Here is a 25,767-nt window from a genome sequence, read left to right as displayed (position 1 = left end):
TAAGACGTCTCCTACGACGACCACGCCTTGAAGCACGTCACTTCGCGCGACAACGCGCTGTTCAAGCATTTGAAGGCCCTGACGGGCTCGACCCATCAGCGCCGCAAGGCGGGCCAGTCCGTGCTCGATGGCGTGCACCTGGCGCAAGCCTATCTTGCCGCGCTGGGCCAGCCCGTGTCGTGCGTGGTGGGCGAGCGCCATTACGACCATCCCGAAGTCCTGGCGCTGCGCGACCAGGTGGAGTCCGAGCGCGTGGTCGTGCTGGCGGACGCGCTGTTCAGCCAGATCAGCAACGTGGCCAATGGCGTGGACCTGCTGTTCGTCATCGACACCCCCGGCGGCCACCTGCCGGCCAGGATCGACACCGACTGCGTGATCCTGGACGGCGTGCAAGACGCCGGCAACGTCGGCTCGATCCTGCGCAGCGCGGCAGCGGCCGGCATTCCGCATGCGTTCCTGACCACGGGCTGCGCGTTCGCGTGGTCGGTCAAGACGCTGCGGGCGGGCATGGGCGCGAACTTCCACCTGAACATCGTTGAACACTGCACGATGGACATGCTGGCGCCGCGCCTGGCGGTGCCGCTGCTGGCAACGTCCTCGCATGCCGATGCGGCCGTGTTCGATACCGATCTGCGGCAGCCGGTGGGCTGGGTGGTGGGGAACGAAGGGGCGGGCGTCGGGCCCGAGTGGATGGCGCGCGTGGCGCGCACGGTCGGTATCCCGCAGCCGGGCGGCCTGGAATCGCTGAACGTGGCCGCCGCCACCGCCGTCTGCATGTTCGAGGCGGTGCGGCAGCGGCGGTCGGGTCAGTAGTTGTCCCGGTCGACCTTGATTTCCTGAAGGATCGTCGTCGCGATCTCCTCGATCGACTTGTGGGTCGAAGACAGCCACTTGATGCCCTCGCGGCGCATCATCGCCTCGGCTTCGTTGACCTCGTAGCGGCAGTTCTCGATGGCGGCATACTTGCTGCCCGGCCGCCGCTCGTTGCGGATCTCGGTCAGCCGCTGCGGGTCGATCGACAGCCCGAAAATCTTCTGCTTGAACGCATAGAGCGCCGTGGGCAGCCGGCCCCGCTCGAAATCGTCCGGAATCAGCGGATAGTTGGCCGCCTTGAGCCCGTACTGCATGGCCAGATAGAGGCTGGTTGGCGTCTTGCCGCTGCGCGACACACCCACCAGGATCACATCGGCTTCTTCCAAGTTCTTATGTGACTGACCGTCATCATGGGCCAGCGAGAAATTGATCGCCTCGATCCGGTTCTTGTACGCTTCGGTGTCGGCGTTCTGGTGGAAGCGGCCAATCGCATGCGTAGATTTCAGGCCAAGTTCTTTCTCCAGCGGCTCGATGAAAGTCTGAAACATATCCAGAATCATCGCCTTGGCGCGGCGAATCGCCTTGTTCGACTCCGGATTGACCAACGTGGTGAACACGATGGGCGGCACGCCCTCGTTGTAGAACGCTTCATTGATCTTGCTGACGGCCACGTGCGCCTTGTCCGGCGTATCGACAAACGGCATCCGCACCTTACGGAAGCGCATCTCGAACTGGGCCAGGATCGAATGGCTGAACGTCTCGGCCGTGATGCCGGTGCCGTCCGAGACGATAAAGACCGTGCGGACGGCGGGGCGATCCGCGGCCACCGGGCTGGCGGCGGGTGACGGAGCAGGCTGGGAAGGCGTGGCCGGCGCCGGTTGCGAGGCGTCTGGCGCGTCGGGCAGGGACATATCTGAACGATAAAATGGAGCAGCCGCTGAGCGAAAGTGCGGTGCGGCACGGTAGAATAGCGGCGATCTTTTGGCTAAGCAATTCCGCCAACGCCGGCCAGACAACGATTCGGGGCCGGATTGTCGACAATGTGCGATGCAGCATCGGCAAATGCCGAATCGCAGTCGGAATTGCTCAGCCAAGCGATCCGCCGGGGCCAGAACACCAAGAAGATACCGGTCGGTGCAAAAGATTTCTTACTTTGTTTTGAGGCTTTTATGACCAACCAGGTAGATAACGGCGCCTACGTGCTGCCGTTCGAAGAACTGCGCATGCAGGACGTGGAGACCGTCGGCGGCAAGAATTCGTCGCTTGGCGAGATGATCTCGCAACTGGCCGGCGCCGGCGTGCGCGTGCCGGGCGGCTTTGCCACCACGGCCCTTGCGTTCCGCGACTTCCTCGAACACAACAACCTGACCGCCCGGATCTCCGAGCGCCTGAAGACGCTCAACGTCGACGACGTCAAGGCCCTGGCCGAAGCTGGCGCCGAGATCCGCAACTGGGTGGCCACCGCCCCGTTCCAGCCCCGCCTGGAAGCCGAAATCCGCGACCACTACGCCCGTGTCTCCGCCCGCGAAGGCGCCGAGGCATCGTTCGCGGTGCGCTCGTCGGCTACGGCCGAAGACCTGCCCGACGCCTCGTTCGCCGGCCAGCAGGAGTCGTACCTCAACGTCAGCGGCATCGACGACATCCTCGACAAGATCAAGCACGTCTTCGCGTCGCTCTACAACGACCGCGCGATCTCGTACCGCGTGCACAAGGGCTTTGCGCACGACGTGGTGGCGCTGTCGGCCGGCGTGCAGCGCATGGTCCGTTCGGACCTGGCCGCGTCGGGCGTGATGTTCACGATCGATACGGAATCGGGCTTCCCGGACGTGGTCTTCATCACGTCGAGCTACGGCCTGGGCGAGACGGTGGTGCAGGGCGCCGTGAACCCGGACGAGTTCTACGTCTTCAAGCCGACGCTGGAAGCGGGCAAGTACCCGGTCATCCGCCGTTCGATCGGCTCGAAGCTGATCAAGATGGAATTCACGAAGCCGGGCGAAGCCGGCCGCGTCAAGACCGTGGACGTGCCGCCCGAGCTGCGCAACCGCTACTCGATCACCGACGAGGACGTCAGCGAGCTGGCGCGCTACGCGATGATCATCGAGAAGCACTATGGCCGCCCGATGGACATCGAGTGGGGCAAGGACGGCAAGGACGGCAAGATCTACATCCTCCAGGCTCGCCCGGAGACCGTGAAGAGCCAGTCGGCCGGCAAGGCCGAGCAGCGCTTCAAGCTCAAGGGTACCTCGGCCGTGCTGACCAGCGGCCGCGCCATTGGCCAGAAGATCGGCACGGGCCCGGTCCGCGTGATCAACGATCCGTCGGAAATGGAACGCGTGCAGCCGGGCGACGTGCTGGTGGCCGACATGACCGACCCGAACTGGGAACCGGTGATGAAGCGCGCCGCGGCCATCGTCACCAACCGTGGTGGCCGTACCTGCCACGCGGCGATCATCGCGCGTGAACTGGGCGTGCCGGCCGTAGTCGGCTGCGGCGACGCCACCGACTTGCTGAAGGACGGCACGCTGGTGACGGTGTCGTGCGCCGAGGGCGACGAGGGCCGCATCTACGACGGCCTGCTGGAGACGGAAGTCACCGAGGTCACGCGCGGCGAGATGCCCGAGATCGAGACCAAGATCATGATGAACGTGGGCAATCCGCAGCTCGCGTTCGACTTCGCGCAGATCCCGAACCACGGCGTCGGCCTGGCCCGCCTGGAATTCATCATCAACAACAACATCGGCGTCCACCCGAAGGCGATCCTGGACTACCCGCAGGTCGATTCCGACCTGAAGAAGGCCGTGGAATCGGTGGCCCGTGGCCACGCCAGCCCGCGCGCGTTCTACGTCGACAAGCTGGCCGAGGGCATCGCCACGATTGGCGCGGCGTTCTACCCGAAGCCCGTGATCGTGCGCCTGTCGGACTTCAAGTCGAACGAGTACAAGAAGCTGATCGGCGGTTCGCGCTACGAGCCGGACGAGGAAAACCCGATGCTGGGCTTCCGCGGCGCGTCGCGCTACATCGCCGACGACTTTGCCGAGGCGTTCGAGATGGAATGCAAGGCCATGAAGCGCGTGCGCGACGAAATGGGCCTGACCAACGTCGAGATCATGGTGCCGTTCGTGCGCACGCTGGGCCAGGCCGAGCGTGTGATCGAACTGCTGGCCAAGCACGGCCTGAAGCGCGGCGAGAACGGCCTGCGCATCATCATGATGTGCGAAGTGCCGTCCAACGCCATCCTGGCCGAGGAATTCCTGCAGTTCTTCGACGGTTTCTCGATCGGCTCGAACGACCTGACGCAGCTCACGCTGGGCCTGGACCGCGACTCGGGCATGGAACTGCTGGCCAAGGACTTCGACGAGCGCGACCCGGCCGTGCGCTTCATGCTGCAGCGTGCCATCTCCACGGCGCTGCGCCTGGACAAGTACGTCGGCATTTGCGGCCAGGGTCCCTCGGATCATCCGGATTTCGCGGCATGGCTGGCGAAGGAAGGCATCAAGTCGATCTCGCTGAATCCTGATTCTGTCGTGGAAACCTGGCAACAACTGGCTTCCTAAGGCATTTCGCGTCACAATAGCGACGTCCATACAAGCGGTGCCCGGCCTCAATGGCTGGCGCGCCGTGTGACACCGGCCCTGCGGCCAGGTGTTCCAACTGCCCCCGCAGGCGCCTCAGGCGTTTGGCGGGGGTTTTGTTTTTGGGGATCGGGATGACGTCGTACTTTTTTTGGTTTGCCGCGGCCGTGGTGCTGGTGATTGCCGAGATGGCCACCGGCACGTTCTACCTGCTGATGGTGGCCTGTGGCGTGGTGGCCGGCGGCCTGGCCGCCCTGTTTGGCGCGGAAGTGCCCATGCAGACCGTGACGGCCGCGCTGGTGGCGATCGTCGCCATCGCGGCGCTCCGGCGCACGCGCTACGGCAGGCTGCGCCGCAAGGACGCCGCGACCGACCCCGACGTGATCCTCGATATCGGGCAGGAGCTGGAAGTGCCTGCCTGGGATGCCTCGCGGCGCGCCCGCGTGCCGTACCGGGGCGCGGACTGGACGGTCGAGCTGGCGCCGGGCAACGAACCCGCGCCCGGCCGCTACCGGATCGTCGAGGTCCGGGGCGCCACGCTGATTGTGTCGCCGCGCTAGTTCGGCCCACGTTTTCCCTTTGCTTTTCCATGACCTTTGACGGGAGTCGTACATGCTCGCCTATCAGCTTGGTTTGTTTCCGCTGATCCTGCTCATCGCCGCGATCGTTCTGATCGCGAAGGCCATCAAGATCGTGCCGCAGCAGCACGCCTGGGTGCTCGAACGGCTGGGCCGCTACCACGCCACGCTGACGCCCGGCCTGTCGATCGTCGTGCCGTTCATCGACCGCGTGGCCTACAAGCACGTGCTCAAGGAAATCCCGCTCGACGTGCCGAGCCAGGTCTGTATCACCAAGGACAACACGCAGCTTCAGGTGGACGGCGTGCTGTACTTCCAGGTGACCGATCCGATGAAGGCGTCGTACGGGTCGAGCAACTTCGTGGTGGCCATCACGCAGTTGTCGCAGACCACGCTGCGGTCGGTGATCGGCAAGCTGGAGCTGGACAAGACGTTCGAGGAGCGCGAGTACATCAACCATAGCGTGGTCAACGCGCTGGACGAGGCCGCGGCCAACTGGGGCGTCAAGGTGCTGCGCTACGAGATCAAGGACCTGACGCCGCCGAAGGAAATCCTGCACGCGATGCAGGCGCAGATCACGGCCGAGCGCGAGAAGCGGGCGCTGATCGCGGCGTCCGAAGGCAAGCGGCAGGAGCAGATCAACCTGGCGTCGGGCGCCCGGGAGGCCGCCATCCAGAAGTCCGAGGGCGAGAAGCAGGCGGCCATCAACACCGCCCAGGGCGAGGCGGCCGCCATCCTGGCCGTGGCCGACGCGAACGCGCAGGCAATCGAGAAGATCGGCCATGCGATTCGCGGCGAGGGCGGGGCGGAAGCGGTCAACCTCAAGGTGGCCGAGGAATACGTGGCGGCGTTTGCCAACCTGGCCAAGCAGGGCAACACGCTGATCGTGCCGGGCAACCTGGGCGACATGAGTTCGATGATCGCCACCGCGCTGCAGATCGTGAAGGGTCAGAAGGTGGACCGCGTGCTCTGAGCGGGGCCTTGCAGGAGTGCCCAAGAAAAAACGGAGGCCGAAGCCTCCGTTTTGTCATTCCTTGCCGTCGCTTTTCATCAGACGGGCTTTTTCGCGCTGCCAGTCGCGATTCTTCTCGGTCTCGCGCTTGTCGAACTGCTTCTTGCCCTTGGCCAGGCCGATCTCGCATTTGACGCGGCCGCGCGTGTAATGCAGGTTCAGCGGCACCAGCGTGTAGCCGCGCTGTTCGACCTTGCCAATCAGCTTCTTGATCTCGTCGGCCTTGAGCAGCAGCTTGCGCGTGCGCACGGGGTCTGGCTTGACGTGGGTGGACGCGCTCTGCAGCGGGCTGATATGGGCGCCGATCAGGAACATCTCGGCGTCGCGCACCACCACGTAGCCTTCCTTGATCTGCACGCGGTTGGCCCGGATGGCCTTGACCTCCCAGCCTTCCAGCACGATCCCGGCCTCGTAGCGCTCTTCGATGAAGTAGTCGAAAAAGGCCTTCTTGTTGTCAGCGATCGTCATGCGGGAGGTGGTTTCCTAGCGTAGGGTTAGGCGCGGCCGGGCAGGGCGGCGGTTGCGCTGCGGCGCGGCAAGTGGCGGCGCCGGGGTGCGGCAGCGTGCCGGGTTGGCGGCTGTCGGCTAAAATCACGATTTTAGCAAACCGCTCCGGCCCGGCCCAGCCCCGGGGCCACCGCAACCCGACTACATGGCAGACGTCCATAAATCCGTACTGCTCGGTTTTTCGGCCGAACAGATGTACGACCTGGTCACGCGCGTGGAGGACTATCCCAAGTTCCTGCCATGGTGCGGCGGCGTGGAGGTCTTCGAGCAGACCGAAACCCTGCTCGATGCCAAGATCCATATCCATTTCAGCGGCATCAAGCAGTATTTCCGCACCCGCAACACCCAGGAACGCCCCACACGCATCGATATGACGTTTGCGGACGGACCTTTCAAGACCTTCAACGGGTCCTGGCGGTTCACCCCGCTGCGCGCCGATGCCTGCAAGATCGAATTCCACCTGCACTACGAGTTTTCCAGCGTCCTGCTGGAAAAGATCATCGGCCCGGCGTTCAGCGTGATTGCCAACACGTTCGTCGATGCCTTCGTGAAACGGGCCGAGGTGGTCTATGCCAGCAAGCCCTGACGCGCCCGGCACGGTGCATGTGGCCGTCTGCTACGCGCGGCCCGACGCCGTGTTCCTGAAGTCGCTGGACGTGCCGGCCGGCACCACGCTCCTGGGCGCCATCCAGGCCAGCGGACTGACCGAGGCGCACCGCGAGGTCGATCCGACCACGCTGCGCGTGGGCATCTACGGCAAGCTCAAGACGCTCGATACGGTGGTGCGGGACGGCGACCGGGTGGAGGTGTACCGCGCCCTGACTGCCGACCCGAAGACGGCGCGCCGCAAGCGCGTGCAGAAGACCCGGGCCTCCGGCGAGCGCGAGGGCCAGAAATGGCTGCGCGGCGGCGGGGGGGGGCAGGGCGCCTGACGGCCCCGCCCGGGCATCGGATGAGCGGGTCAGCTCGTGCAGTGCTGGTTGATCGAATCGTTGGTCCGGGCCAGTTCGGCGGCGCGTTCGTCGTCATTGAGCCGCACCGGCGCGCCATCGGCGCCCGACCGCGACACGCGCACGCCGGCGCTCAGGCCCGTGGCGTAGTTGCGCATCTGCTGGCACCGCTCGTCGCGGGCCAGTTGCTCCCGTTCCTTCGTGGCGGCCTCCACATCGGCCTTCAGCCGTGCATCGCGCCGCTCGCGGAACGCCTCGTCGGCGTCGGCGGGCTTGTCGGTCTTGGCCTTGGCGCTCACCGTCTGTATGCGCGGCCCGCCGGCCTTGGCCTCGCCCTTGGCATCGGCAACCCGGGCCGGCTCGGCTTCCACCGGCCGATAGGTGCCCACCGCGCGGCCCGGCGCGGCCAGGATGGCGCGTTCCGGCACAGAAGGCGGCGGGGCGACATCGCTGTAGACCGTGCGCCCGTTGGCGTCCTTCCATTGCCATTGCGAGAAGGCGGTGCCGGGAAGGGCCAGGCTGGCGGCCAGCAGCAGGTACGGCGCGGACGATCGTTTCATGGCGATGGCGTGGGCAGAGTCGGGCAGGTCGGAGCGCGGGGACATCCAGCATCAGACGCCAGTGGGGTTGACTTTCGGAGTGACCCCTGCGGCATTGCCCGCTAGTCTACTGAGACTTGTCCGCCGCGTGCAAGCGGACGGACCATGCCACGCCGGCCATCAGCAACACAATGGCGGCGATTTCGAGCGGCCGGGGCCATCGGTGGTCGAACACAAAGCCATACGCCAGCGCGAACAGCGTCTCGAAAACGATCATCTGGCCCGACAGCGTCAGTGGCAGCCGGCGGCTGGAAATGTTCCAGAGGTTGTTGCCAATAAGCGACGCGCCGAGCGCCACGGCCGCGTTGACCGTCCAGAACCAATGCCAGTCGCGGCCGCTGCCGGGCGCCGACAGCGCGTCGCCGACGGCCAGCCAGCCGGCCCCCGCCAGCACCAGCGACACCAGCCCGGTCGACAGCCCGTACAGGGCCGACCACTCGTTGCCGCTGAAGTGCGGATGGCGCTGCAGGTAGCGCGCGTTGTCCACCGCGTAGAGCGTCCAGCTCACCAGCGCGCCGGCCGCGCAGAGCACGCCGACGATCTTCTGCCAGACCGTGCGCATGGCGCCGTCCGCCGCGGCGGCGCCATGCGCGGCACCCCCGCCGCCGAACAGGTCGACGTTGATGCACGCAATGCCGGCCGCCACCACCAGCAACGGCAGCGCCAGCCGGGCCAGCGGCACGGCGCCGTGGTCGCGACGCCCCATCAGCGTGACCGAGATCGGCAGGATGCCGATGATCAGCGACGTCGGCCCCACGCCGGCCAGTTGCACGCCGAACGCCAGGAACACGTAGTAGAGCAGGTTGCCCGTGAACGCCTGGCGCAGCAGCGCCACGCAATCGCCGCGCGTGAGCTTGCGCGCGATCCGCCGCATCAGCGGCACCGACGCGACCAGCGCCACCAGCCCGTACGCCAGGTAGCGCCCGAGCGCCAGTTCCCACGGCGAAAACGCCGGCAGCAGCTTGGGTGCGATGAAGACCATGCCCCAGAATGCGCCCGCCAGCAGGCCGCACAACACGCCGATTCCCATGGTCTCCAGAGCCTTGCCCGAAAAGGAGGCCGAGAATAGCAAACCGGATGCAAGAAGGCATCAGCAAATCCTGCATTCCTGTATAATCTGCTTTTGCGCCTAGAGGATTCGCTATGCGTCTTGTCCAGAAAGCACTCACATTCGATGACGTGCTGCTCGTCCCGGCCTATTCGGCCGTCCTGCCCCGGGATGTTTCCCTCCGCACCAAGCTGACCCGTTCGATCGACCTGAATATCCCGCTGCTGTCCGCCGCCATGGACACGGTGACGGAAGCCCGCCTGGCCATCGCCATGGCACAGGCCGGCGGTATCGGTATCGTCCACAAGAACCTGAAGCCTGCCGACCAGGCCCGCGAAGTGGCGCGCGTGAAGCGCTACGAGTCGGGCGTGCTGCGTGATCCGATCACCATTTCGCCGGACATGAAGGTCCGCGATGTGATCGCGCTGTCGCAGCAGCATGGCATTTCGGGTTTTCCGGTGCTGGAAGGCAAGACCGTAGTCGGCATCATCACCAACCGCGACCTGCGTTTCGAGGAAGAACTCGACGCCCCGGTGCGCGCCAAGATGACCCCGCGCGACAAGCTGGTGACCGTGGCCGAAGGCGCGCCGCTGGACGAAGCCAAGCGCCTGATGAACCGTCACCGCCTGGAGCGCGTGCTGGTGGTCAACAGCGCGTTCGAGCTGCGCGGCCTGATCACCGTCAAGGACATCCAGAAGGCCGTGGACAACCCGCTGGCCAGCAAGGACGCCCACGGCCAACTGCGCGTAGGCGCCGCAGTCGGTGTGGGTCCGGACAATGACGAGCGCGTGGAACTGCTGGTCAAGGCCGGCGTGGACGTGATCGTCGTCGACACGGCGCACGGCCACAGCCAGGGCGTGCTGGACCGCGTGCGCTGGGTCAAGCAGAACTTCCCGCAGGTGGACGTGATCGGCGGCAACATCGCCACCGGCGCGGCCGCGCTGGCGCTGGTCGAGCACGGCGCCGACGGCGTCAAGGTGGGCATCGGCCCCGGTTCGATCTGCACCACGCGGATCGTGGCCGGCGTGGGCGTGCCGCAGATCACCGCCGTGTCGAACGTGGCCGAGGCGCTGAACGGCACCGGCGTGCCGCTGATCGCCGATGGCGGCATCCGCTACTCGGGCGACGTGGCCAAGGCCCTGGCGGCCGGCGCGCACACCGTAATGATGGGCGGCATGTTCTCGGGCACCGAGGAAGCGCCGGGCGAGGTGTTCCTGTTCCAGGGCCGCTCGTTCAAGAGCTACCGCGGCATGGGTTCGGTCGGAGCGATGAAGGACGGCGCGGCCGACCGCTACTTCCAGGAAGACAACACCGCCAACGTCGACAAGCTCGTGCCGGAAGGCATCGAGGGCCGCGTGGCTTACAAGGGCCCGGTGCAGGCGATCATCCACCAGTTGACCGGTGGCATCCGCGCGTCGATGGGCTACTGCGGCGCGAGCTCGATCCCGCAATGGCACGAGACCGCCGAGTTCGTCCAGATCACCGCCGCGGGCATGCGCGAATCGCATGTCCACGACGTGCAGATCACCAAGGAAGCCCCGAACTACCATATCGACTGATTGCGACATGGTCGGTACCACGGCCGCGCCGGTTCCGTTTCGTGACGGGGCGGCGCGGCCGCGTCGTAACAAGGAGCGCCCATGAAGGTTTTGCTGCGAGCCGTGCTGTTCTTCGATGCCTTGCTCGATCTGCTGCTTGGCCTGCTGCTCGTGATGTCGCCGTTCACCACGCTGTACGCCGCGCTGCAGCTGCCGGTGCCCGAGCCGGCCCTGTTCGGCCAGTTGCTGGGCGTGGTCACGCTCGGCATGTCCTGGCTGCTGTTCTCCGCCACGTTCAATGGCCAGATGACGGTGCCCGTGGCGCGCGTCGCCGGCCTCGTCAACCTGGCCAGCGCCTTGCTGGTCGCCGCCTGGACGCTGTTCCTGGACATGCCCGTGCAGCCGGCCGGCAAGGTCTGGCTGCTGACGCTGGCGGCCATGCTGATGTTCTTCGCGATTGTCCAGTTGCCGTCGGCCAAGAAGGTGCGGCTGCGCGAACGCGCGCTTGCTGACCAGGCAAAGGCTGACCGCGCCGGGCGCGAGACCGGTGTCTACTATCCGAATCCCGTAACTGACGTAAGCGACGTGACCGACGTTGCCGACAGCGGCGTCGGCCGCCCGGTACACCCGGCCACGAAGTCCCCCGCATCCCCCGAATACCGGCGCGAGCCGGTCATCACGCCGCCCCCGGGCTATGGCCCGGGCACCGAGGTGATGCCCGAACCCGATCCGGACGCACTGCCCAATGCCCATCATGCACGACAAAATCCTCATTCTTGATTTCGGTTCGCAAGTCACGCAGCTCATCGCCCGCCGCGTGCGCGAAGCGCACGTCTACTGCGAGATCCATCCGAACGACGTCACCGACGAGTTCGTCCGCGACTTCGCGCCGAAGGGCATCATCCTGTCCGGCAGCCACGCCAGCACCTACGAGGACCACCAGTTGCGCGCGCCGCAGGCCGTGTGGGACCTGGGCGTGCCCGTGCTGGGCATCTGCTACGGCATGCAGACCATGGCCGTGCAACTGGGCGGCAAGGTGGAGTGGAGCGATTCGCGCGAATTTGGCTACGCCGAGGTGCGCGCCCACGGCCACACGAACCTGCTCAAGGACATCGAGGACTTCGCCACGCCGGAAGGCCACGGCATGCTCAAGGTCTGGATGAGCCACGGCGACAAGGTGACCGCGCTGCCGGACGGCTTCAAGCTGATGGCGTCCACCCCGAGCTGCCCGATCGCCGGCATGGCCGACGAGGCGCGCGGCTACTACGGCGTGCAGTTCCACCCCGAAGTCACGCACACGGCCAAGGGCCGCGAGATGCTGGAGCGCTTTGTCCTGCAGATCTGCGGCACCCGCGCGGACTGGGTGATGCGCGACCACATCGCCGAAGCAGTGCAGAAGATCCGCGAGCAGGTGGGCGACGAGGAGGTGATTCTGGGCCTGTCCGGCGGCGTCGATTCGTCGGTGGCGGCCGCGCTGATCCACCGCGCCATCGGCGACCAGCTCACCTGCGTGTTTGTCGACCACGGCCTGCTGCGCCAGGACGAAGGCAAGATGGTGATGGAGATGTTCGCGGGCCGCCTGCACGCGAAGGTCGTCCACATCGACGCGTCCGAGCAGTTTCTGGGCCACCTGGCCGGCGTGACCGACCCCGAGCAGAAGCGCAAGATCATCGGCCGCGAGTTCGTCGAAGTGTTCCAGGCCGAGGCCCGAAAGCTCAGCAATGCCAAGTGGCTGGCGCAGGGCACGATCTACCCGGACGTGGTGGAATCGGGCGGCACCAAGACCAAGAAGGCGACCACGATCAAGAGCCACCACAACGTGGGCGGCCTGCCGGAGACGCTGGGCCTGAAGCTGCTGGAGCCGCTGCGCGACTTGTTCAAGGACGAAGTGCGCGAACTGGGCGTGGCACTGGGCCTGCCGCCCGAAATGGTCTATCGCCACCCGTTCCCGGGCCCCGGCCTGGGCGTGCGGATCCTGGGCGAGGTCAAGCGCGACTACGCCGACCTGCTGCGCCGTGCGGACGCCATCTTCATCGAGGAACTGCGCAAGACCGTGGCCACCGAGCAGGACGCCGCCGCGGGCCTGTGCGAGCCGCACCACGTCGGCAAAAGCTGGTACGACCTGACCAGCCAGGCGTTCGCGGTGTTCCTGCCGGTCAAGTCGGTCGGCGTGATGGGCGATGGCCGCACGTACGACTACGTGGTGGCGCTGCGCGCGGTGCAGACCACGGACTTCATGACCGCCCACTGGGCGCACCTGCCGTACGCGCTGCTGGGCCGTTGCTCGAACCGCATCATCAATGAAGTGCGCGGCCTGAACCGCGTGGTCTACGACGTCTCGGGCAAGCCGCCGGCGACGATCGAGTGGGAGTGATCTAAGATCACTTCATGCCGTCTCAGGCAGTATCGAAAATCCCCGGAAAGCCTTGCGGTACAAGGGGTTGAGGCAAACATACAGTCTCACCCCGTATCGCTCAATCTCGCCCATTTTGGCGGTACGGATGACGGTACAATTCGGGGCGGTATGAAACGCCGCCCACTGTACCGTCAGACCCTCTGACGGTATCAAGCGGCAAACCAGACCCCTGGAGGCTGATTTGCTGACCAATCAAGAACTGAAGAAACTGGAGCCCAAAGAAAAGGCGTTCAAGGTGAGCGACCGTGACGGCATGTATGTCGCGGTGCTGCCCACGGGGACGATTTCATTCCGCTACGACTACCGTTTAAACGGACGGCGCGAGACACTGGCCATTGGGCGGTACGACGCCAGTCTGAATGGCAAGCCGACGCGCGAACCCGACGCGCTGGAATACGGCATGGGCGTGTCGCTAGTCGAAGCGCGCACGCTGCTGGATCGCGCCAGGCGTGACGTGGAACGCGGCGTTTCGCCGAGCAGGGCCAAGGTGGAGAAGCGCACGGCAGCCGCAGAGGCGCTGACGTTCGGTGGCTGGGCCGAAAGCTACTTCGCGCACAAGGCGGACCCAAAGAGCGGCGCCGAACAACTTGCGGAAAGCACACTGGCGTTCCGCCGGTCCACTTACCGCCGCGTTATCGAACCCGAGCTTGGCAAGCTGCGCCTGGAGGAAGTGACCCCGCAGCGGTTGAAACGGCTGTGCGACGAAGCGAAAGAAAAGCGCGGACCTGCCGTAGCTATCCACGTTCGCGAAGTCGTCCAGGCAGTGTTCCGGCACGCGCAAGGCAGCGGCCAGGCCGTGAGCAATCCGGCAGAGGCGATACGGGCAAGCACCATCGCCACGTTTGAAGCGCGTGACCGCGCACTGGCGCCTGGTGAGATTCGCACATTCCTTACCGCGCTGGAGCAGGTAGCGACTACTCCCACGCTGCGCCTAGCACTGAAATTCGTTTTGCTGACTGGCGTACGTAAGGGCGAGTTTATCGACGCTACCTGGGCCGAAGTGGATTTTGACGCCGAGCGGTGGACGATCCCTGCCGAACGTATGAAGGCGGGAAAGGCCCACGTCATCCCACTGAGCGAACAGGCGCTGGATATCCTGGTGGCGCTGCGGTCTTGCTTTGGCGCGAGCAAATACCTGCATCCAGGCCGCTACGACCACGATTTACCAATCAGCAACGCGACGCTAAATCGCGTGATCGATGCGGCGGTGGAACGCATTCGCAAGAATGAGCCAGATTTTCAGACGTTCGGCGTGCACGACCTCCGGCGCACGTTCTCCACCGGCCTGAACCGCGCGAAATTTGATGAGCGATGGATTGAAATGTCGCTGGCGCATGTACCGCGCAACCGCATTGCGGCGATCTACAACGTGAACAAATACTTGTCGGAACGAAAGATCATGCTGCAGTGCTGGGCGGACATGATTGACACCTGGATGCGCGGTGAGTCTGCGCGCGATCTGATAGCTGACGCTAAGCGGCGTGCGGCCGAAGTGCACGAAGATGATTTAGACGACGACCTCTAATTTCCGCGCGCGCACCAGAACCCGGCTTCGGCCGGGTTTTTTGTTGACCGCGTGACGCAGCGTTACGCGCAGTGACTTTGTGGGTGCAGTACAGCGGAAATCCCACAAGAGGAAACGAAGAACCCAAGAGGAAACTGCGCGCAATGACGCCGAAACTGGCGCCATGCAATCTCACATGGAGTCATACCGAAATGCGCAACACGCAAACACTCGGCCTGGAAACGTACCTTCGCATCACGCAACTTATCAATGAACGCTTCGTCCCGTTTAGCAAGCCGACGCTCTGGCGGCGCGTGCAGGACGGCAGCTTTCCGAAGCCGATCCGGATTCAGGGCGTCACGGCCTGGCGCCTGTCAGATATCCAGGAATGGCAGCGCGCGCAGTTGGAAGCTGCGAGCGCGCAATAAAAAAGGGGCGCTCAATGAAGAACACCCCTCAAGAAAAAACTCTGCATAACCTCAATAATAGCACCGACCAAATGAAAACAGCCGCCGAGTTCAAAGCGTGGTACGTCGCCAACAATGCGGCCATCAAGGCCGAGCAAACCAGGATGCGAACCCTGGCGGAAGAAAAGGCGTTGAACTACCTGCAATCTCGCGTCCGGTTCGGTGCCAGCATCCAGGATGCATGTGACGGATATTTCCGCGATTGCATGCGCCCCAAATATTGGCCGGCTGTCTACACCGAAGCGGCGCGCGAACTGTTCCGTGAACTTGGCTGGGTTGACCGCAAGGGGTCGAAATGAGTTTTGCGGAAAGCACCAATCTGGATGCTGAATTCAAGCGCCTGGCTGGCGTTGATACGCCGCCAGTAGCAGCCGCACCGAAGCTGAAGAAGAAGCCGGCGCCGCCGCGTACTCCGAAGCCCGAAGGGCTCCTGGAGTGGGAGAGGCAGCAGCGTGAAGCGCGCGACGAGGAACGGCGCCGCCGGCAACGAGAGGAAAACGCTCGCATCCAGGACGACCCCGCTAGCGTTTTGCCGCCTGTCATGAGCCTGGAAGACATGCTGGCAGACTGCGTATGGATTGCAGCGGGCAGCCAGGTAGGCCGCCTGAGCGCGCCGAAGACGATTTTGTCGTTCGGGGAATTTTGCGATTGGATGGCGTGTAACACCACCGAAGTGAGCGACCCGGACAGCAAGGCGAAACCGCGTCAGGTTCTAAACGCGGTGCTGTGGAAGAAGGACGCTGCCCGCAAGACGGTGCACGCTCGCACGTTCCACGCTGGCGCTGGCGAAATCTGCCGCGACCCTGATGGCGAACAGGCACTCAATTCCTGGCGGCCTATCGAGCGTCGGCCGGCGGCGTCTGATATCGGTCTATTCCTGGAGCAGATTGAATATCTGGTCGAGGACCCGGCTGAGCGCGCGGCGTTCCTGGATTGGCTGGCCCACATCGAGCAGCGCCCCGGCGTGCTGCCGCACTATGGCTGGCTGCACATCGCCAAGAACACCGGCACTGGCCGCAACTGGCTGGCTTCCGTCCTGGCGCGTGTGTGGCGCGGCTATGTTGCGCCTAACGTAGACCTGCCGGCACTGCTGGAAAGCCAGTTCAACGGCGCGCTGGCTGGCCGCGTGCTGGCGATGGTTGACGAAGTGCAGGAAGGCGGCGGCGAAAACCAATTCCGCCACGCAAACCGGCTGAAGTCGCTGGTCAACGCCGAAGAACGGATCATCAATCCGAAATTCGGCCGCCAGTTTAAGGAACACAATTCTTGCCGCTGGCTGGTGTTCAGCAACCACGACAACGCGCTGCCGCTGAACGACACTGACCGCCGCTGGCGCGTGGTTCGCCACAACGCCGCGCCGCGCTCGCCAGAGACGTATGCGAAGCTTTACGCCATGCTGGACGATGACGGGTTCATCAACGCGGTGGGCGTGTATCTGCGTGAGCGTGATATCAGCGCGTTCAATCCTGGCGAACGGCCGCCTATGAGCGAGGCGAAGCGCGCTGCCCTGGATGCGTCGAAATCCATCATCCAGCGCAACGCGGAAGAACTGATTGCGCATTGGCCCGCTGACGTGGTGATGAACGACGACATTGTGGCCGTGCTGGGCGACGGTGCGGAAAAGAGCGTGACGGCCGCAATGCGGCGTGTACTTGATGAACTGAGCGCAGTAGCAGTCGGCCGCACCATCAAAACCCGATACAAGCCGACGAAATGCTGGATTCTCAGGAATGCGGACAAATGGGTTGACGCGAAGTCGTTTGAACTGGCCGCAGAGATTGCGCGTGCCAGGCCGGATGGATGGGAATCCGCAATGGATGTGCTGTCTGCACCGGACCGCGAAGAACGGCCATTCTGAATGCCTCCAGGCAACGACGACACAACCCGCCACGGCGGGTTTTTTGTTGGGAGCGCAGATTACGTGGAATTGAAGCAAGTTACGCCGCGTGACATTCCGTCATCGTGCGTTGAGGTAACGGTAACGGTAGGTAACGCTCTTTCCAGTTAGACCAGAAAACAGGTGTATTCACGAATGTGAACATGTTGTTTTTGGGAAGGCTATAGAGAGCCCCGTTATCAACCGTTACCCGTTACCTCGCGAATGTCCAAACGAACAGCACTGCACCGCGTCCTGGATGACATGCGCCACCTGTCATTCGCTCTGCTGAGAGAGCGCCGGTTTGCGTCGAACGCGGGTGATGTGCTGCTGCTGGTTGGCGTGGCCATTGGCGACCTGGAGGCCAGGCCAATGACTGCGTACAAGCTGGCGGCCTATGTGGGGATGCCACGCGGGACCGTGCTGCGCAGGCTTGCGATGCTGGGGCGTGCTGGGCTGGTGGCGAAGGATGGTAGGCGTAGGTACAGCCTGACCGATGAGGGGCGCAGGCGCGCTGCCAGGGCTGCCGGCAAGCTGATGTGATCTAGGGTCCTCCTGAGGCCGGTGCGTAGGGCGGGAGCACGGGTCCGGCAACACCGCACCCCTGCGACACAAAAAATCGTCGTTCCAGTTCCAATCGTGGACGCGCGTGAGGGCTTGACGTTGCAACGTGCGGAAATCCCACAAGAGGAAATCTGTCGCGCGAAAGCGGAGACTGCAGCAAGCGTATCGCGAAGAACCCACAAGAGGAATTCGGAGCGTGAACGCCGCAGAATCCACTGAAACAACTGCAACCGAGCAAACACATGGACCGATTCGACCTTTCCGACCTGCTGGAACGTGCCCGCATGGAGCACGGCATTGTGCCGCGCATCGCTGCCGGTATGACCGAGCCGCATGCTTTCATCCAGAAGCCCGCCGTGGCGACCAGCTTTTTCGACATGCGCGCACTGTCGCTGCCGTCGCTCCCGAACGCAGAGGGCATCGCGTCGTTCGCACCGACCGGCGAGTCTGCAGGCAAGACTACCAAGGTTTCCGCAGCGTTGATCGCCAACAGCCTGGTGGCAAAGGCCGGCGCCCACGTCATCGTGGCGGCCGAGCGTCCGGCGCCCAGCACGAACGAACTGGCGTTGTATCGCGACGCAGGCGCGCTGGTGATCGTTGACCCGGCTACCTTCGGCGCCGTTGCCGATGGTGCAAACGCGACCACTAGCCCGCTGCCTGTGAAGTCCGCTGACATCTCCTGGCCCACGGCGCCGTCCATCGCGTTCAGCACGGCCATCACCCGCCGCCAGGGCAAGGATGCGGGCTACGACCTGGAAGCCGCTGTGGCCCATGCAATCGTGTTGGGCCTGGCTCGCGCAGCAGATAGCACGCTGCTGGACGCCATCGTTGCCGCGTCGCCGTCAGCCTTCACCCTGGGCGCTGCTGCGACGCGCGGTCTTGAATTCGCTGAACTGCGCGCGCTGATCGGCACCGCTGCCACCGGCGCCGCTGTTGGCCAAGACGGCACCCTGCGCGCCGCTGGCGTGCTGGGTGAACTGACGCCGACCATTGCCGAAACCATCGTGGGATCGTTCACCCGCGCAGGCGTCGCGGTGCACCCGGAAATCTCGGTCCACGCCAAGCGTACCAGCCTGTACGGCGACATGGAAATTACCGTGTTCGCCAACATGCTGCCGCTCGTGCCGGACGCCAGCGCATTCTGGAAGGCAGCCTAATCATGCGGCGCGGCTGGTTTGAACGTCTGGTGAAGCAGCCCGAGCCGCTCACCACCGAACCGCCGGCCGATGTGCTGGCGGCCATTGAGGCAGCCCACATCGTCCCGCGTTACAAAGCGGACGAAGATGGTGCGCGCGCTTTCGTGATGTTGCCTGGCCGCCGTGGCTTCATTCTCACTGAGGAACGCGCAGAGGCGGCCATTCAGGCGACGTTCCAGGACTTGAACCCGGAGCAGGCCAAGCGCGCCACGCAGTTTCTGCTGACCCGCGCCAGGATGGCCCTGCGCCAATCCACGCAGACAGCAGAGCACGACGACCGGCCGCGCTGGCGCGACTGGAAGCCCCTAAGTCTCTGAGGAACAGCCACATGGAAACGAAACGCCAAAAAATCAACGTCACGCTGCCAACACCGATGGTCGAGCGCCTGGAAGCCGAGCGCCGAAACATGAGCCAACGTGCCGGCTGCGGGATGACTGCCAGCCAGACCATTGAAGCGCTGTTGCAGCGCGCGCTGACGACGCAAACGGATATGTCCCCGGCCGCTGGGTAAGCGGACAAGGCTACTCGCGCTGCCTTGGTTGAGAAAGCGCGCGAGCCTGGGAGTTTGCCGCACCAGGACGTTTGATGCCACGCGGCTGTTTCACACGCGCGGTCCCGACGCCGGAAATATCGGGCACCCCCTCAACTCGCTGACACAAACAACATGCTACGAAAGATCATTTCGGCCCTGTTGGGCAGAGCAACTGACAAGAATGAAGCGGAATCGCCGCAGGTGCCGGCGCAAAAGGCGCCACGTCAGGACAAACGCAAGCTGAAACGCGCCAAGCGTCGCGCTTCGCCTGGTGCCCGCAAGATCGATCCGAACGGCCCCTGGTTGGAACAGGCGCGTGGAGCAAAAAATGGTCGATGAAACGAACCTGCTGGTGTTGATTACGACTGCTGCGAGTACGGCAGCCGAGATTGCCAAAGACACGCGCCTGCCCGCTAAGGATCGTGAGAAGGCCAGGCTAATCAGCGAGGCGATGAAGACGTGGCGCGGCCCATCGTTTGCCTTCCGCGACTGGAAGCCGGCACCGACCACGCCGGACAAGGAAGCCACGGCATGAGCGCAATTCTCAGCCTGGAAGTAACTGACGCTGACCTGGCTGCGCTGTTCGACATGACAACGCGCTGGGTCCGCAAGTGCGCTGAGGATGGCGTTATCGAGCGCACCGGCCGCAACAAGTACCGCCTGGGTGATGCAGTTCCCGCGCTGATCGCGCACCAGACTGGCGGCGACGTTGGCGAGGAAATCAACAAGGCGCGGCTACGCAAGATTACCGCCGATGCCACGCTCGCCGAACTGGAACTGGCGAAAGCACGCGGCGACGTGGCGATGGTAAGCGAGTTTGAGCGCGTACAGGCCGCCAAGTACGCAATCATCAAATACAACGTCTTGCGTGTACCGCAGCGCGCCGTGCTGCAGCTTCTCGGTGAGACCAATGAAACGGCCTTCAAACAGAAACTGCGCGAAGAATTGATTACGGCACTGAGAACGGCTGCCGAAACCGAACCAGACCTGAACGAGACTGACGACCATGCAGACGCCGACGAATGAAATCCTGAAGTCCGCCAAACGCGCCATGCTGTTCCTGACGGCGCCGCACGAAGCCGAAGCCGAGCGCGCCGCCGCGATGGAACGCGCCGCCACGCTGATGCTGGAAGTCACGGTGGCATTCCTGCGCGCCGGCCGCGATGACCTGGCGCATCGGGCCAGCGAACTGGCGAGGGATGCGCGATGACCAGCGCAGCAGCGAAGCAAGAGAGCGCATTGTGGGACGGCCTGGTGGCGCGGGTACTCGGCCCCGTTGTGACGCCGGCCGACCGCGAGCGACGGCGCACCGATGCGTTGGCGCTGTCCGCCGCTGCCTTGCGTGCCGCTGGCGTTGATGATCTGGCCGCCGAGGCGCAGCAACGCAGCACCGTTTAAACAAGCTTTTCAACCCTGCAATATCGAGCCGTAGCAACAATGGAAGTTCTGAGCCACACCGAAAACGCCCGTATCAATCTCCTTCAAGGACTCGCTGGAAAGCTGGCCGACATGGCAGCCGACGCGCTGGAACCCTACGCTGGACTGCCCATCGAAAACGATTTGCGCGCAAAGCTTGCCGCAGACGTGCACCAGGCGCTCCGCAACCACATGCCGACACTGGCGAACGTGCAGCACGCGCTAGACGTGTTCCCGGCCACTGCCTGATTTCCCCATCGAGCCCGCCTAGCGCGGGCTTTTTGCGGACGCTAACGGCGCCTATCTGTTAGTAAGTTGAAGGTGCAGTCCGCCAAAACTAGCGGCTGCAGGCATCTGGCATTACATTAGCTCCTGTCTTGGGACTTGGGGGCTACTATGCCTGGGGTTATGCGGCTCCGCGTTTGGGACGTGGAGCACGGCGCTTGCGCCATGATTCAGCATGTCACGCCAACGCCGACCGGTGATGTTGGTGGAAGGCTGGCGATGATCGACAGCGGCGACACGCACGACTGGACACCGGCGGATTACATCACGCGAACGCTGGGCAGATACCAGTTGGATTATCTGTTCATCACGAATGCCGATCAGGACCACATGAGCGGGCTTCAGAGCCTGTGGGACGCCGGAATCAATGTGACCGTCATGCATCACAATCCGACGTTTGGGCCTCAGGCGTTCGAAGCAGTAAAGCGCCAGAGTGGTCCGCTGACGAGCGACGCGAAGCGATATCTGCAAAACCTGGGTACCTTTACCGCGCCGATCCAGAACCCGTTCAACACCAGCATGGGCGGCATCACGGCCACCATGTTCTACAACACGTGGCCGCAGTTCCAGAAGACGAATGACCTTAGCCTTGTCGTATTCATCAAGTTTGGCCCCTTCGGTATTCTTTTCCCGGGGGATCTAGAGGGGCCCGGCTGGAGGAATCATCTGCTTAACCCCTCATTTCGCGCGATGCTCTCTGGTGTGGACATCCTTGTGGCTTCGCACCACGGTCGCGACAACGGGTACTGCGAGGATGTCTTTGCCTACTGCCACCCGCAGGCCGTGGTGATTTCAGACAAATCTGTCGTGCACGATACTCAGGGTACGGTCCAGATGTACCGCAATCAGGTGATGAGGCACCACCCTGGTGGCGTGTTCGTGCGTACCTCGGGACGCAATAGGCACGTGCTCACTACACGGCGCGACGGTTGGATTCAGTTCGAAGTGGACGGCCACGGCAATTTCCAGATCGACACCGAGTATCAAGGATGAAAGCTCGCTCACATGTCCTGAAGGACGCGAACATCAAATGGCTGGTTATGCTGGCCATCCTGGACGCGGCTGTGGTGCTTCTTTTCATTGCGCCTGAGTTGGTGGACGCCAGCAAGATGGCGATGCTCCGCGCCAGTGCAGCGCCGCTGTTACCCGTGGTGATTCTGTTGCTGACAGGTCTTCTGTCGCACGATGCTAAGGCGAGGCTCGTCTACTGGAGGATCAAGAATCCGCTGCCAGGTAGCCAGGCGTTCACGAAGTACGCACCGGCAGATGCCCGTATCGACATGAAGGCGCTGGCAAAGAATGTCGGTGCCTTGCCGACCGATCCAGGCGAACAGAATGCGAAGTGGTACAAGCTCTATCGGCTGGTGGGCGATGACCCGGCCGTGTCGCACGCTCACAAGCTGTACCTGATGTACCGGGACATGGCGGCCATGTCGCTGCTGTTGATCCCGCTAGTGCCTGCCGCGCTTTGGTACGCGGGGGCACCGCCCGCAAGCCGATGGATCGCTGGCGGCCTATTCGCCCTGCAGTACGTGGTTTGCGCCCTTGGCGCGCGTAACAGCGGCACGCGGTTCGTTTGCAACGTGTTGGCGGTCCACTCGACCGCGAAGGTGAAGGCAGCGCCTGCTGCGCGGGGCACGGCAACTCAGTAGCTTCAAGTATTCAAGAAGGGCGCTCCAGCTTGACGGTATCCGTGACGGTATGGCGAAAGCGCAACGCCAGAAAGCCCAATATCCATGCGGGTTTCGCCGTCCTGTTGATTATTGAGTGGGAGTGATCTCCCCGATGACCCCTCCGGGCGCGGCCATCCGCGCCTGAACCGGGCGGTGGCGCCGCGTCCGCGTCGCCCCGTCCGCGTCGCCCCGTCCGTCTTCCCTCAGACAGCCGCCGGGTGTGCCTCGCGCGGCGCCACTTCCAGCCGGTTGCCACCCAGCGCCTTGGCGCGATAGAGCGCCCGGTCCGCCTGCGCCAGCGCGTCGCCCAGGGCCGGGGCCGGGCCATCGAACTGCGCCAGCCCGATGCTGACCGTGGCCGGGATGCCGACATTGCCGGTCCGGGCCGAGACGTTCTCGGCGAACCGTTTCGCCACGGCCTCGCCCAGCGCCTGCGCGCGGCGCGCGTCGTCGCCCGACAGCAGGGCGGCGAATTCCTCCCCGCCGATGCGCGCCAGCAGCGTGTCCGCGCCCACCACCTCGCGCGCGATGGCCGCGAACGACTTCAGCACCTCGTCGCCCGCGTGATGGCCGTAGCGGTCGTTGATCGCCTTGAACTGGTCGAGGTCGAAGGCCAGCACGGCCACGGGCCCCCGGGCGCCGGCGCCGCCGAGAATGCGGTGGCCCTGCTCGAAGAACCAGCGGCGGTTGCCCAGGCGCGTCAGGTAGTCGGTCAGCGATTCCTGCAGCAGCTGGCCGTGATTTTCCTCGCGGATCATTTTCAGGATGGTCATCGGCAGGATCACCGAATACAGCACGCCTTCGTACATCGTCACCTTGCTGGCGGCGGCCTGCAGCGCCGGCCCGTAGGCCGACACCAGCCACGGCAGCAGGAAGGCGCGACCCAGGTACAGCACGGCGTGGATGCCGGTCACGGCCACGACGATATGCCGCGCGAAGAACGGCTTCATGGCGTCGCAGCGCAGCATCTCGCGCGCGGTCATCGCACTGACGGCGGCGATGGGGAAGGCGCTGATGTGGTTCCAGACCAGATCCATCCACCGGGCGCCGGATACGACCCATATGCCCGCCATGCCGACGAGCACCACCGCCGCGCTGACGCGATAGCGCCGCCCGCTCAAGGCGGCAATGCCGTTGAGGACCAGCAGGTAACCAGACAGGATGACGAGATTGCAAAGTGCCGAACCGAGCGCACCGGGCAGGGTGCGGCGGAACAGCACGCCGGCGCAGCCGATGGCGATCGTCGCAAACCCGGCGGCGAGCACGCGCAGCGCCCGGCTGTGGCGGGGATTGGCGCGATGCTCCCAGAACATCATGCCCGCGCTGGCCAGCAGGGTGCCTATCGCCAGAAGATAAAGGGTGAGGAGATCGACGTACATCCAGATGTAAAGACATTGCGCCAGCGCGTTGCGCCGGCAGCCGGAATTCTACGTTGGAATTACGGCTGTCCGTGGATGGTTCCGAAGTTCTCCGTGGCTTGCCTGTTGCGGGAAAACGCCGCGCGGCCGGCCCTCGCGGGCCGACGTGCCGCCGGCATTACACGGTTACGGGCGGGGCAGGCGCGCCGGGGCGCGCGGAATCGTCAGCATGATCGAGATGGCAGCCACCACGACCATCGACAGGTTGAACAGCAGCGCCAGGATCGCGGCGGCCCGTACGGCCACCTGTTCCTGCGAGCCCTGGAAGTCGATCAGGCCGCTCAGCACCGACGCCCCCTCGGGGTGAACGCGCACCGCCGTGAAGATGGCCGCCGAGATCGCCACGCCAAACGCGCCGCCCAGCGACGACGCCATCTTGTAGATGCCGGCCCCGGCGCCCGCCTGCTGCTCGGGCAGGGCGGACAGCGCCGCATCGGTCGACGGCGTCGCGTAGAACGCCAGCCCGATGCCCTGCAGCGCAAAACCGATCATCGCGGCGATCTTGTAGTCCTCAAGCGTCAGGTGCGTCATCCCCAGGCAGATCACCGACGCCCCGGTCAGCACGCAGCCCCACAGCATCGGCTTGCGCGCGCCAAACCGCTGCAGCAGCTTCTCGCCCACGCGGATGAACGCGATGATGGTCACCGCGAACCCGATCGTCAGCATGCCGGCCTGCCGGGCGGTCAGGCTGCCGCCCAGTTGCACGAGCTGCATGACCACGATCAGCGTGCCGGCCACGCCGTTGAGCATGAAGTTGGAGATCGTGGCGCCGGTGTAGATGCGGCTGCGGAACAGACGGAAGTCGATGAACGGGTCGGCCGTGCGGCGCTCGTGGCGCAGGAAGACCGCGCCGAATACCACCGCCAGCGCCGCCAGCAGCAGCGTGTTGAGGCTGGACCAGCCAAACCGGGCGCCCTGCGTGACCACCACCTGCAGCGCGATCATCGCCACCATGAAGGTCAGGATGCCCAGCCGGTCGATCCCGGCGTCGCGCCGGCTCTCGGCGCGCGTCTCGGGCGTGCCGCGGATCATCATCAGCCCGGCCACGGCCGCCGCCACCGAGATGAAGAAAATGGCGCGCCAGCCGAACTGGGCCGAAACCACCCCGCCGAAGATCGAGCACAGCCCCGATCCGCCCCAGGAGCCGATCGACCAGATGCTGATCGCGCGCTGGCGTGCCGCGCCTTGCCAGTACGTCTTGATCAGCGCCAGGCTCGACGGCATGATGCACGCCGCCGACAGCCCCTGCAGCGCGCGGCCGGCCAGCAGCGCGGGTGCGGCCAGCGTGCCGGCCGGGGCCAGCGCCACCAGCAGCGATCCCGCGATGCTCAGGCAGAAGCCGAGTTGCAGGATCCGGTAGCGGCCGATGCGGTCGGCAATGCCGCCCATGAACACGATGAAGATGCCCGAGAACAGTGCCGTGATGGCCACGGCGATGTTCATCGTCGTGGGCGCCAGGCCCAGCTCCTCGCCCATGTCGGGCGCGATGTTGAGCGTGGTCTGGGCGAACAGCCAGAACGTCAGCACCCCCAGGACGATGCCAAACAGCACCCGGTCGTTGCCGGCGAAGTGTGGCGGTTGCGCTTGCGCTGGCCTGGGCGGTGTGTCGATGCCGCGACCGCCCGCGGTATTACCCGTGACGTGGTTCATGACTGTCCTCTGGTTGTGATGGGTGCGATGCTCGGTCCATCGTATTTCCGGGGATAAGTGACAGTCTTGACGCGGATCACGGGGTGCGGTGCGGCATCGTCGTCTGCTGGAAAAGGGGGCCGGCGGCGCGGAGTCTTGACGCAGGCCATGGCA

At 64.6% G+C, this 25,767-nt stretch carries 31 protein-coding genes; 25 read left to right on the top strand and 6 right to left on the bottom strand.

Annotated features, from left to right (window positions below; translation table 11 throughout):
* Nucleotides 1–27: 27 nt before the first annotated feature.
* The gene (locus EPAKOI_RS08670) at nt 28–813 is read left to right on the top strand and encodes a TrmH family RNA methyltransferase (protein WP_423192007.1); all 786 of its coding nucleotides are present in this window, start codon (nt 28–30) and stop codon (nt 811–813) included.
* On the opposite strand, the gene ppsR is transcribed toward EPAKOI_RS08670, so the two are convergent.
* Nucleotides 807–1,724 (bottom strand): posphoenolpyruvate synthetase regulatory kinase/phosphorylase PpsR, encoded by a 918-nt coding sequence (gene ppsR / locus EPAKOI_RS08665; protein WP_313836537.1) that lies wholly within the window; start codon nt 1,722–1,724, stop codon nt 807–809. The genes EPAKOI_RS08670 and ppsR overlap by 7 nt on opposite strands.
* 258 nt (nt 1,725–1,982) lie before the next feature.
* Between ppsR and ppsA the strand changes: the two genes are divergently transcribed.
* The 3 genes from ppsA to EPAKOI_RS08650 all read left to right on the top strand — a co-directional run bounded on the left by ppsA (nt 1,983) and on the right by EPAKOI_RS08650 (nt 5,936).
* Nucleotides 1,983–4,367: a phosphoenolpyruvate synthase gene (ppsA, locus tag EPAKOI_RS08660; protein WP_423192006.1), complete on the top strand. Its 2,385-nt coding sequence runs from the start codon at nt 1,983–1,985 to the stop codon at nt 4,365–4,367.
* Nucleotides 4,368–4,519: 152 nt separating this feature from the next.
* Nucleotides 4,520–4,945: an NfeD family protein gene (locus EPAKOI_RS08655; protein WP_124684164.1), complete on the top strand. Its 426-nt coding sequence runs from the start codon at nt 4,520–4,522 to the stop codon at nt 4,943–4,945.
* A gap of 52 nt (nt 4,946–4,997) precedes the next feature.
* Nucleotides 4,998–5,936 carry an SPFH domain-containing protein gene (locus EPAKOI_RS08650; protein ID WP_124684165.1) on the top strand — a complete coding sequence of 313 codons (939 nt, stop codon included), beginning with the start codon at nt 4,998–5,000 and terminating at the stop codon, nt 5,934–5,936.
* A 54-nt stretch (nt 5,937–5,990) separates the two neighbouring features.
* On the opposite strand, the gene smpB is transcribed toward EPAKOI_RS08650, so the two are convergent.
* Nucleotides 5,991–6,443, bottom strand: a complete 453-nt coding sequence (gene smpB, locus EPAKOI_RS08645) for an SsrA-binding protein SmpB (protein ID WP_124684166.1) — start codon at nt 6,441–6,443, stop codon at nt 5,991–5,993.
* 184 nt (nt 6,444–6,627) lie between these two features.
* Between smpB and EPAKOI_RS08640 the strand changes: the two genes are divergently transcribed.
* Together EPAKOI_RS08640 and EPAKOI_RS08635 are read left to right on the top strand one after the other, a co-directional pair.
* Nucleotides 6,628–7,068, top strand: coding sequence for a type II toxin-antitoxin system RatA family toxin (locus EPAKOI_RS08640; RefSeq protein ID WP_124684167.1), 441 nt, complete (start codon nt 6,628–6,630; stop codon nt 7,066–7,068).
* Nucleotides 7,052–7,414: an RnfH family protein gene (locus EPAKOI_RS08635; protein WP_423192005.1), complete on the top strand. Its 363-nt coding sequence runs from the start codon at nt 7,052–7,054 to the stop codon at nt 7,412–7,414. Before EPAKOI_RS08640 ends, EPAKOI_RS08635 begins: the two co-directional genes overlap by 17 nt.
* 29 nt (nt 7,415–7,443) lie before the next feature.
* Here the strand turns inward: EPAKOI_RS08635 and EPAKOI_RS08630 are convergent, their stop codons facing one another.
* Both EPAKOI_RS08630 and EPAKOI_RS08625 read right to left on the bottom strand, forming a co-directional pair.
* A complete protein-coding gene (locus tag EPAKOI_RS08630; RefSeq protein ID WP_423192004.1) occupies nt 7,444–7,992 on the bottom strand; it encodes a DUF4124 domain-containing protein in 549 nt (182 codons plus the stop codon).
* Nucleotides 7,993–8,098: 106 nt separating this feature from the next.
* Nucleotides 8,099–9,061, bottom strand: a complete 963-nt coding sequence (locus tag EPAKOI_RS08625; RefSeq protein ID WP_423192003.1) for a DMT family transporter — start codon at nt 9,059–9,061, stop codon at nt 8,099–8,101.
* A gap of 113 nt (nt 9,062–9,174) precedes the next feature.
* On the opposite strand from EPAKOI_RS08625, the gene guaB reads away from it, so the two are divergent.
* From guaB to EPAKOI_RS08530, 19 genes are all read left to right on the top strand, one after another.
* Nucleotides 9,175–10,638: an IMP dehydrogenase gene (gene guaB / locus EPAKOI_RS08620; RefSeq protein WP_124684171.1), complete on the top strand. Its 1,464-nt coding sequence runs from the start codon at nt 9,175–9,177 to the stop codon at nt 10,636–10,638.
* Between the two features lie 81 nt (nt 10,639–10,719).
* Nucleotides 10,720–11,397: a hypothetical protein gene (locus tag EPAKOI_RS08615; RefSeq protein ID WP_124684172.1), complete on the top strand. Its 678-nt coding sequence runs from the start codon at nt 10,720–10,722 to the stop codon at nt 11,395–11,397.
* Nucleotides 11,372–12,991 (top strand): glutamine-hydrolyzing GMP synthase, encoded by a 1,620-nt coding sequence (guaA, locus tag EPAKOI_RS08610; RefSeq protein WP_124684173.1) that lies wholly within the window; start codon nt 11,372–11,374, stop codon nt 12,989–12,991. Before EPAKOI_RS08615 ends, guaA begins: the two co-directional genes overlap by 26 nt.
* Nucleotides 12,992–13,214: 223 nt before the next feature.
* Entirely contained in the window at nt 13,215–14,558 is a 1,344-nt protein-coding gene (locus EPAKOI_RS08605; protein WP_423192002.1) for a tyrosine-type recombinase/integrase, read from the top strand.
* 143 nt (nt 14,559–14,701) lie between these two features.
* Nucleotides 14,702–14,965: a helix-turn-helix transcriptional regulator gene (locus EPAKOI_RS08600; protein WP_423192001.1), complete on the top strand. Its 264-nt coding sequence runs from the start codon at nt 14,702–14,704 to the stop codon at nt 14,963–14,965.
* A 14-nt stretch (nt 14,966–14,979) separates the two neighbouring features.
* The gene (locus EPAKOI_RS08595) at nt 14,980–15,303 is read left to right on the top strand and encodes a hypothetical protein (protein WP_423192000.1); all 324 of its coding nucleotides are present in this window, start codon (nt 14,980–14,982) and stop codon (nt 15,301–15,303) included.
* Nucleotides 15,300–16,862 carry a primase-helicase family protein gene (locus tag EPAKOI_RS08590; protein WP_423191999.1) on the top strand — a complete coding sequence of 521 codons (1,563 nt, stop codon included), beginning with the start codon at nt 15,300–15,302 and terminating at the stop codon, nt 16,860–16,862. Before EPAKOI_RS08595 ends, EPAKOI_RS08590 begins: the two co-directional genes overlap by 4 nt.
* A gap of 243 nt (nt 16,863–17,105) precedes the next feature.
* Nucleotides 17,106–17,423, top strand: a complete 318-nt coding sequence (locus EPAKOI_RS08585; protein ID WP_423191998.1) for a helix-turn-helix domain-containing protein — start codon at nt 17,106–17,108, stop codon at nt 17,421–17,423.
* Nucleotides 17,424–17,686: 263 nt separating this feature from the next.
* Complete coding sequence (locus EPAKOI_RS08580; RefSeq protein ID WP_423191997.1) at nt 17,687–18,601, top strand: hypothetical protein; 915 nt, start codon at nt 17,687–17,689, stop codon at nt 18,599–18,601.
* 2 nt (nt 18,602–18,603) lie between these two features.
* Entirely contained in the window at nt 18,604–18,957 is a 354-nt protein-coding gene (locus tag EPAKOI_RS08575) for a hypothetical protein (RefSeq protein ID WP_423191996.1), read from the top strand.
* 11 nt (nt 18,958–18,968) lie between these two features.
* Nucleotides 18,969–19,151 (top strand): hypothetical protein, encoded by a 183-nt coding sequence (locus EPAKOI_RS08570; protein ID WP_423191995.1) that lies wholly within the window; start codon nt 18,969–18,971, stop codon nt 19,149–19,151.
* Nucleotides 19,152–19,304: 153 nt separating this feature from the next.
* A complete protein-coding gene (locus EPAKOI_RS08565) occupies nt 19,305–19,511 on the top strand; it encodes a hypothetical protein (RefSeq protein ID WP_423191994.1) in 207 nt (68 codons plus the stop codon).
* Nucleotides 19,501–19,707, top strand: a complete 207-nt coding sequence (locus EPAKOI_RS08560) for a hypothetical protein (RefSeq protein ID WP_423191993.1) — start codon at nt 19,501–19,503, stop codon at nt 19,705–19,707. The genes EPAKOI_RS08565 and EPAKOI_RS08560 overlap by 11 nt, the downstream gene beginning before the upstream one ends.
* Nucleotides 19,704–20,198: a hypothetical protein gene (locus tag EPAKOI_RS08555; RefSeq protein ID WP_423191992.1), complete on the top strand. Its 495-nt coding sequence runs from the start codon at nt 19,704–19,706 to the stop codon at nt 20,196–20,198. Before EPAKOI_RS08560 ends, EPAKOI_RS08555 begins: the two co-directional genes overlap by 4 nt.
* Entirely contained in the window at nt 20,179–20,382 is a 204-nt protein-coding gene (locus tag EPAKOI_RS08550; protein ID WP_423191991.1) for a hypothetical protein, read from the top strand. Before EPAKOI_RS08555 ends, EPAKOI_RS08550 begins: the two co-directional genes overlap by 20 nt.
* Entirely contained in the window at nt 20,379–20,570 is a 192-nt protein-coding gene (locus EPAKOI_RS08545) for a hypothetical protein (protein ID WP_423191990.1), read from the top strand. The genes EPAKOI_RS08550 and EPAKOI_RS08545 overlap by 4 nt, the downstream gene beginning before the upstream one ends.
* 39 nt (nt 20,571–20,609) lie before the next feature.
* A complete protein-coding gene (locus EPAKOI_RS08540) occupies nt 20,610–20,837 on the top strand; it encodes a hypothetical protein (RefSeq protein ID WP_423191989.1) in 228 nt (75 codons plus the stop codon).
* Between the two features lie 201 nt (nt 20,838–21,038).
* Nucleotides 21,039–21,866: a ComEC/Rec2 family competence protein gene (locus EPAKOI_RS08535; RefSeq protein ID WP_423191988.1), complete on the top strand. Its 828-nt coding sequence runs from the start codon at nt 21,039–21,041 to the stop codon at nt 21,864–21,866.
* On the top strand, nt 21,863–22,525 hold the full coding sequence (locus EPAKOI_RS08530) for a hypothetical protein (protein WP_423191987.1): 663 nt from the start codon (nt 21,863–21,865) through the stop codon (nt 22,523–22,525). The genes EPAKOI_RS08535 and EPAKOI_RS08530 overlap by 4 nt, the downstream gene beginning before the upstream one ends.
* A gap of 224 nt (nt 22,526–22,749) precedes the next feature.
* Here EPAKOI_RS08530 and EPAKOI_RS08525 read toward each other — a convergent pair whose 3' ends face one another.
* The gene (locus tag EPAKOI_RS08525) at nt 22,750–23,925 is read right to left on the bottom strand and encodes a diguanylate cyclase (RefSeq protein WP_423191986.1); all 1,176 of its coding nucleotides are present in this window, start codon (nt 23,923–23,925) and stop codon (nt 22,750–22,752) included.
* Between the two features lie 165 nt (nt 23,926–24,090).
* Nucleotides 24,091–25,614 carry an MFS transporter gene (locus EPAKOI_RS08520; protein WP_124684175.1) on the bottom strand — a complete coding sequence of 508 codons (1,524 nt, stop codon included), beginning with the start codon at nt 25,612–25,614 and terminating at the stop codon, nt 24,091–24,093.
* Between the last annotated feature and the right edge of the window lie 153 nt (nt 25,615–25,767).

The organism is Cupriavidus sp. H18C2 (assembly GCF_049393795.1).
GTDB lineage: Bacteria > Pseudomonadota > Gammaproteobacteria > Burkholderiales > Burkholderiaceae > Cupriavidus > Cupriavidus pauculus_C.
The sequence above is the reverse complement of the archived record's forward strand: the minus strand, read 5'-3'. Positions and strand labels throughout refer to the sequence as shown.